This is a genomic window from Zarconia sp., assembly GCF_057467645.1.
Genome location: NZ_JBRJXU010000086.1, coordinates 1 through 7817 on the forward strand (window position 1 = coordinate 1; position 7817 = coordinate 7817).

The following is a 7817-nucleotide window of genomic DNA, read 5'->3' on the forward strand; positions in this document are numbered from 1 at the left end:
CCCCCGTCGATGGCCCCGAGAACTTTCATACGCAAATCGTAACTGTAGGGAATCGCCATGGCTGGATGTCAAAAGATCGAGGAACACACTTCATTATGTCCTAAGCGCGGAGCGCTTAGCTATATGGGTCAGTCAATCATGGGTCAGTTGTTGCTATCTCCCTTGTCTCCCTTGTCTCCCTTCCCCACCCTCACCGGAAACAGTCTTATCCAAAACGAATGTTGAGTTAGGGAATTATACTTAGGGAAACATTGACTCTCAACAGGGGAGCGGTCAAAATCATGAAAGGTTGACAGTCTGACATTCAAAACCAAGCTTTTGAACTCCAGGCTCCTCAAAATCTCGCTATTTCAAAACATTTAAAAACTGCATGCTCGATTTAAATGCGATCGCTGAATATTCCCGCACCCATTGCCTTGCCATTTGTGCTTTTCTCGTCCCGGCAAACCTCATCTTTACCCTACAAACCCTGATCGTTACCGGGATGAATCGTCCCGTCGCTCACATCCGAACTGCTGTGGGTATCGCAAGTGTCTGTGCGATCGCCATGGTCTTGCACGTTTGGACTTGGTTTGCGGTGGGTGTCGTCCAAGCGCAAACCTTTATCTTGCTGAGTTTGGGGGCTACCTGTTTGGTTCTCAACGCGATTGCCATTCTCTATCCCCAGATCCTCGTTCGGTTGGGAGAAGCCTTGGTTACTGGGGTTCGCAATAAAATTCAACAACCGGAATAGAGTCAGCTTTGGGTGGGCCGTTTTGGCGCTCGAAATTGAACGCAATTGAACCGCGATCTTCATCATCTCTCTGCTGTGCTGTCTCACTTTTTCCAGAGAGCAGCTCCAATAAGTTTGACATGCTGTCTTTTGACAAAACTCTAGATTCCCTCTTTAGTAATAGCTGCATAGAGGGCGATCGCCCTCTCGACGTTGCCTCAGTGCAACTCAACTGTTACTCGAAGATTGGATGGGGAAAAGATGAAGAAATACCTATTTTTTGCGTCATTAGCATTAATGAGTGGTATTGGCATTGCATCCGATCCCCTTCATTCTTTAGCTTTTCCAACGGCGATCGATACTGCCTCCGAATTAGCTAAACACCACGATGCTCTTGCGGAAGGACATGGAGAAGGGCATCACGATGGTCATGGCGGAGGGCATCACGACGGTCATGGCGGAGGGCATCATCACGGTACGATGGAAATTCCTGCCGGTCAACCGATTCCTGCCATCAGCGTTGCGGTGCGCGAAGATAGCGTCACGGGTTGGAATCTCGAAGTTCAGCTCGAAAACTTTACCCTGACCCCCGAAAATGTAAACCTGGCGAATCGTCCCGGAGAAGGACACGCCCATATTTACATCAATGGCGAAAAAATTACTCGGCTTTACAGCAACTGGTACTACCTGGGAGAGTTACCCCCCGGGCGACACGAAATTACCGTCAGTTTGAATAGCAACCAGCATGATGCTTTAGCCCACAACGGTCAACCGATTCAAGCCACGGCGATTGTCGAAGTCCCCAACAATTGACAATTGACAATTGACAATTGACAATTAGCCTGGGTACGTAATGTCAAGCAGTGTCGAAATGTAACGGCAAGCCATGCTGGATTTGACTAAACTCGCCGGACAGATGCCCGGTATCAGCGAGCATTTGGCCCAGGAAGCGATCGCCGCCCGCAAACGGTTGGAATTGGCCCAAAAGTATCTCGACGAAGCGATCGCCCGACAGTCGCAATTAGTCACCCAGCAGCAGCAGTGGCGCGATCGCATCTGGTTCAACGCCGCCGAACCCGTCGAACCCCTCTCCACGCGCATCCAGCTACAGCCACCCCCCACCACCCACACCGTCCTCGCCACCGACGGATCTCAAATTGCCCCCAACCACCACGAAATCGCCTACTGCTACCTGATTAATGTCGGACGGGTGGTGTTGCACTACGGACAAAGCCGCCATCCCCTTCTCGATAGCCTCCCAGAAGTTTTCTACCGACCGGAAGACCTTTACGAATCTCGACAGTGGGGCATTCGTACCGAAGAGTGGATGGGCTATCGGCGGACGGTATCCGAAGCCACGGTACTGGCCGACTTAGCGATAACCGAACGAGTTCCCCCGCCAAAAAATCCCGTTCCCATCCTGGCGATGGTGGATGGTTCTCTGATTTACTGGTTTTTAGACGGACTGCCCACCGAGGCGCGCGATCGCATCCTCAACCCCATCCTCGACGCCTGGAACCGGTTGCGCTTAGCGGGGGTTCCCCTGATGGGTTATCTGAGTGCCTCCCGCAGCAGCGAGGCGATTAATTTTCTGCGGTTGCAAGCCTGTCCCCATCCCGAACCGAACTGTAATACCCACTGTCCCTACACTGGCTTTCTCGAAACCTCCGGCAAACCCAAACGCGCCCCCTGCCAGGTCTTCGATCCCCTGCGAGATACCGTGTTGTGGTCGGTTCTCCTCGAACCCGGACAGCGCGGTCCCCTGTGGCGATCGTCGAGTCCGATTCTCGAACTGTACGGAGTAACCCAGCAGATGTATTTCTGTCACGTTCACGTCGGGGCGGAAGTCGCCCGAATCGACCTGCCAGCCTGGGTTGCCGAGGATTCGCAACTGCTCGATTCGGCGTTGAGTATGATGCTCGGACAAGTCATGAAAGGATACGGCTATCCCGTTTCCCTGGCGGAATCTCACAACCAGGCGGTGGTGCGCGGGGGCGATCGAAATCGCTTTTTTGCCCTCTTAGAACAGCAAATGATTCGATCGGGGTTGAAGAACGTGGGCACCTCCTACAAGGAGACGCGCAAGCGGGGCAGTATTGCTTGAGGGTTCGATCGCAACGGCTAGGGCTGTTAGGACAACACCGGACAATTTTGTCGTTTTGCCGAGGTCTTCCCCCGGTCGCCCCCAAAGTCCACAGTCAATTGTGAATAGATAACGTCAGTTTTGCGACCGCGACGTCGACGGGATGCCGACTCTGGGTGAGATTCGGGCGGTTGGCAAGCCTCTTGATGAGCGAAGCGATCGCACTGGCTACATCTGGTTGCAGGGGAGCAAAGTACTTCATCCCTATTCCCCATTCCCCATTCCCCGCCCTCACCGGAAACAGTCTTATCCAAAACTGACGTTAATTAAGGGTTGAGGGCAGAGGAGGCTCCAGGAGGTTCCAGGAAGCAGGAGGGAAAGACTACCCATACAGTTGGCGTATTATGGTCATTGAACCGGATCCGATCTCATATCAAGTTCGGATAATTCGTGACTATTAAGTGCAACCCGAGCCATCTCTTCTGACAGAAGAGGAATAAAAGTCAAAATCCGAGCACTTAAGGCTGAATGCTGACCGTCTTAATTCCCACTTATTACTGATTACTAAAAAAACTTTTTCGAACTCGACTCGTATGCTGACCGTGAATGTTAACGCAGTAGGGAACTAGATAGCTCAATCCAGCAGAAATCCATCGAGATCGATTCATTTTACCCTGCAACAGTGCCTCGCCGTGGTTAATTGCAAATAAAACAGAGCCAACAAATAACGCAACTTTGAGTGCCGTCCGCCTAAATTCTCGATCGACTAAACTCAAATAATAAGGTTTAAATTTTATTTTATTCATCATACATTTACTTAAATATCATGACAGCACTTTACGCTGGTTGATTTACACGATTAAAGCAATATTTTTTCTATTGACGCGATGTGCAACTTTAGGCAATCGAAAGGATGGTGAGCGAGTCGAAACATCCCCCTTTTTCCCTTCCCCCCGTGTTGTCAGGTTTTGGCTCGTACAAGTTGCACATGGCGTTATTCCCTATTCCCGATAAAAAAATGGAGTAGGAGTCAACAACCGTTAATTCTTACCCCATTTTTTCTGGATCGACTTCTCTAATTTTCCATTTTTTAGTCGCACTCTATTGAACCAGAACAGTTTCGCTAATTCGATTCTCTTCTTCGTCAGACGGTTCTAGCACGGTGGCAAAACTGCGAGAGCGTTGCGTTTTGAGCAGGGAGACGTTACTGGTGAGCAGGAAACTGGTAAAGCTGGCCACTGCAATCACCGGGAGAATGGTGGTATCGGAAAGTACCGTTAAAATGACTGTACTGCTGACGGGGGTTTTGGTAATCGCCACATTCACCGCAGCCATCAAACACAGCATCGCAATAGTGGGGTGGAATTGAGGAAAAGCGATCGAAACAGCCAGACCTAAATTCGCACCGATAAAGAACAACGGAAAGATAAATCCACCGCGAAATCCACCGTGGAGGGTAAAGCTGATGGCAAACATCTTCGCCAGAGCAATCCCGAGAAGCATCGTCACCCCCAATGCAGGCCCTTGTTCGATAACGGTTTCAATTTGTTCTTCGCTAAAGAAGAGGGTTTGGGGAAATAGCAGGGCAATTAATCCGATCGACAAACCCCCCAAAGTTGCCAGCAAAATATGTCGGTGTTCGATCGAGGCAATCCAGGATTTCGTCCAACGGAAGATATAGACGAATAGGGTTGCAGCAACACCACCCATCAAACCCAACAGTACCCCTTCGAGCAAATTCGTCCAGGATAAAGTCGGAAGCGTCTCGAACAGCTCGAAACGGTAAATACCGCCCACATCCAGACCCGTTCCGAAGCGAAATATGGAGAAACTGAAAATTGCCGCGACGATTGCCGGGACGATTGCTTCGTAGTACTCTAAACCCCGGCGATGGGGGATTTCCAGGGCAAACAGCGCACCACCGATGGGGGCACCGAAGAACGCACCCAACGCCGCACTCATGCCGCAGAAGGTAAGAATTCGGACACTGCGCAGGGCTAAATTGAGTTTGGTTCCCAGCCAGCTTCCCAAGCTACCGTTAATCTGCACTAAGGGGGCTTCCGGACCCGCACTGCCTCCTGCGGTGATGGAAATGAGGGAGGTTATAATCATGCCGGGGGTCTGGCGAGTCTCCATGCAACCGGGATCGTGAACCTTTTCAATCACGGCGGCCATTTCACCGGGTAAACCCAGGAAATACAGGGATAATCCAACGAAGAAACCGCCGATGGTAGTGACGATCCAAACGTAGTTCCAACTGGGCAACCAACTGGGGAAAAAAGGGTCTAAAAACTCAGGTCCGGTATGCCAAACAAAGTGTAATAGCTTTTCGAGGACGAAGTAGTAGGTGGTAGCAACTAAGCCACCGAGAATACCGATAATCGACGCACCGACGATGGTTTGGGTGTAGTTGAGCTGGTTTTCTTGGATCGGGCTATCTTGATTCCAGTATTTAAGGGGCGCTGTCAGGTTTTCGATCGCCTCACCCTGGAACCAACTTAAAATATGAAAAGTCTTTATTTCTCGCTCGTCTTCATTTTCGCTGGAAATGTGAGGATTTGAAGATATTTGAGAATGATGTTCTTCTGCTGCCATCTTAATATGCTGCCAGTAAAGTCGAAGGTATTAATACTTTTAGCAGCAGAAGCCATTATTATTTTTAAACTATCAAGCTTTGCGCATTATTTTAATGCAGTTTACGAATAAAATAACGTTTATTTTTGTTGAGCTAATTTAGTATAGCCGATTGTTTTTTTCGGTGCGAACGGATTTTAGTGAAGATAAGATATTCCAATTTATAGACAAAATTCTATCGACACAACCCGATGGGTTTCTAGAAATGAACCGATTTTAAATTCAATGGCAATCGAGTCTTGAGATAGAGGAGGAAAGTCTCAAGCTAAAGAGAATCAATTCTTCAATATGTATTTTTTTTTACCAAATAATTTGCATTTATTCAATATTTGCTATTTTTTAATTCGTATATTGCATATAGATCGATCCGATCGTCAAATTCAGGGTTGCCGCGAACCCAGAGTTATCTCAAGCTAGAGAACGATCTCCCAAAAGTTGCATCAACTTCGTCAGTAAATCTGCGTAACATTTGCCCCATGTCCCCCCTTGTCAAAGATGGGGGCAAAATCGGTCAAAGTTTGATGGATAGCTTGGGGAAACCTCTAGGCTCGAAAGTCCGTAACTCCGTACTTTCTCGTATTTTTTCGATGTGTCGAGATCGAAGAAACTCAGTAAATTCCCTGGATACAATCGATGGGTGCGATCGCCTTCCAATCTACCCTGTGAAGTCTCGATCTGGCAATATTCTCCCCCGTGGAGATTCTCTCCCAGAGCAAAAATTGCCCCCAATCCAAGCCATACCCATAAAAAATCCCATAAATATTCTCATCAAAAAGTTCATAAAAACGTAATTTATTACCCGCAAAGATTGTGACTTCCAATACTGTTCGATCCGAAGGTTTAACTCCAACCCAAGCCACCCCCCAGCCCCAGATGAGTGCGACCCTCGCCACAGCCTTAGAAGTGCTGGAATTGGGAGATTTCCAGGAACGCTGGGACATCAGCAAACAGTTTCCCCAACTGGGAACCGAAGCCATCCCCCACTTGGTGAAGTTGCTCGAAACCGACGAAGGCGATGTCGACTTATGCTGGTTCATCGCCCGCATTTTAGGCAAATACGATCGCCCCGAAGCCATTTGCGCCCTCATCGACTTACTCACCACCACGGAGAACGAAGAGGTAAAGTCCATGGCGGCGACAACCTTGGCGAATTTAGGGCAACCGGCGATCGAACCCTTATATCGCTTGCTGGGGGAACCTCAATGGCGGGGAATTGCGGTGCGGGCGCTCGCCCAGATGCGGGATGTCAAAATTATTCAACCCCTCCTCGACGCCAGCGACGACGACAACCCCGAAATTCGCGCTGTTGCTTTGTCGGCATTGCTTCAGTTTCGCGATCCGCGCATTACCCCGATTTTAGTCAAAGCCCTCGATGATTTATCTAGCCGAGTGCGCCGGGAAGCCACTATCGGTTTGGGATTGCGATCGGATTTACTCGCCGAGTTAGATTTGGTGGGTTTGCTCAAAAAACGGTTGTACGATTTCGATATGTCCGTCTGCCAGCAAGCCGCCATCGCCCTGAGTCGCTGCAACAACGATGCGGCAGCTTTTGCCCTCTTCCAAGTGTTGCAATCCCCCTACACTCCTACGGTTCTGCAACTGGAAATCGTGCGATCGCTCTCCTGGATCGGTAGTTTGCTCGCACTCGAATACTTGCGGCAAGGATTGCAACTCGAATCCACCAGCGTGTGTGAGGCGATCGTTTCCAGTTTGGGACAAATCGACAATTCTCGCCTCAAACCCATCGCCGCTTCAATTTTGATAAACTGGGTCGATTCGGGACACTCCGCCCTCGAAGAAACGGAAGTGCGCTTGAACCTTGCTCTGGAATTGGGGAGATTGGGTAACAAGCAGGCCTTAAAACCCCTCCTCAGGTTACAGCAGGATAAAGACGAGCGGGTGCGCGTTCATGCGATCGCCGCCTATGAGAAGCTCTCAGTATGCTCCCGTGGATATAGCAGTCGCAATCTCGGTTAGGTCACAATTGACTCTGGGCTTCGGGAACTCCGGATCGGGGGATGGAGTACTTCATCTCCCCAGCGATCAGATGACGAGCGTGTTGTCGCCTCGATGAAGATCGGCTGGCTGAGTGCCTGAACCTCTTGGAGAGCCTGCATCCTCGCGAGATAGCTTAAGCCAAACTGACGTTTTTAGGTTTTGGGTGTGGGATAAGAGTGTCGATCCATCATCGGAAACCGTCTAGATCTCAATCTCGATTGAGATCGTCAATCGAGTCGTCACACTAAATAACGTCAGTTTTGCGACCGCGACGTCGACGGGATGCCGACTCTGGGTGAGATTCGGGCGGTTGGCAAGCCTCTTGATGAGCGAAGCGATCGCACTGGCTACATCTGGTTGCAGGGGAGCAAAGTACTTCATCCCGATTCC

Annotated in this window: 7 protein-coding genes; 4 read left to right on the top strand and 3 right to left on the bottom strand. The window is 49.8% G+C overall.

Going from position 1 to position 7817, the window contains the following annotated elements:
• Window positions 1–370: 370 nt before the first annotated feature.
• From AC2215_RS13140 to AC2215_RS13150, 3 genes are all read left to right on the top strand, one after another.
• Complete coding sequence (locus tag AC2215_RS13140; protein WP_486810462.1) at window positions 371–733, top strand: hypothetical protein; 363 nt, start codon at window positions 371–373, stop codon at window positions 731–733.
• A 240-nt stretch (window positions 734–973) separates the two neighbouring features.
• On the top strand, window positions 974–1525 hold the full coding sequence (locus tag AC2215_RS13145) for a hypothetical protein (RefSeq protein WP_486810463.1): 552 nt from the start codon (window positions 974–976) through the stop codon (window positions 1523–1525).
• A gap of 73 nt (window positions 1526–1598) precedes the next feature.
• Window positions 1599–2816, top strand: coding sequence for a DNA double-strand break repair nuclease NurA (locus tag AC2215_RS13150; protein WP_486810464.1), 1218 nt, complete (start codon window positions 1599–1601; stop codon window positions 2814–2816).
• A gap of 94 nt (window positions 2817–2910) precedes the next feature.
• Here AC2215_RS13150 and AC2215_RS13155 read toward each other — a convergent pair whose 3' ends face one another.
• The 3 genes from AC2215_RS13155 to AC2215_RS13165 form a co-directional block, all read right to left on the bottom strand.
• Window positions 2911–3057 (bottom strand): hypothetical protein, encoded by a 147-nt coding sequence (locus AC2215_RS13155; RefSeq protein ID WP_486810465.1) that lies wholly within the window; start codon window positions 3055–3057, stop codon window positions 2911–2913.
• A 292-nt stretch (window positions 3058–3349) separates the two neighbouring features.
• Window positions 3350–3604 carry a nitrate/nitrite transporter NrtS gene (gene nrtS / locus AC2215_RS13160; RefSeq protein WP_486810466.1) on the bottom strand — a complete coding sequence of 85 codons (255 nt, stop codon included), beginning with the start codon at window positions 3602–3604 and terminating at the stop codon, window positions 3350–3352.
• Between the two features lie 292 nt (window positions 3605–3896).
• Window positions 3897–5390 (bottom strand): chloride channel protein, encoded by a 1494-nt coding sequence (locus AC2215_RS13165; protein WP_486810467.1) that lies wholly within the window; start codon window positions 5388–5390, stop codon window positions 3897–3899.
• 849 nt (window positions 5391–6239) lie between these two features.
• Between AC2215_RS13165 and AC2215_RS13170 the strand changes: the two genes are divergently transcribed.
• A complete protein-coding gene (locus AC2215_RS13170) occupies window positions 6240–7406 on the top strand; it encodes a HEAT repeat domain-containing protein (protein ID WP_486810468.1) in 1167 nt (388 codons plus the stop codon).
• Window positions 7407–7817: the final 411 nt, after the last annotated feature.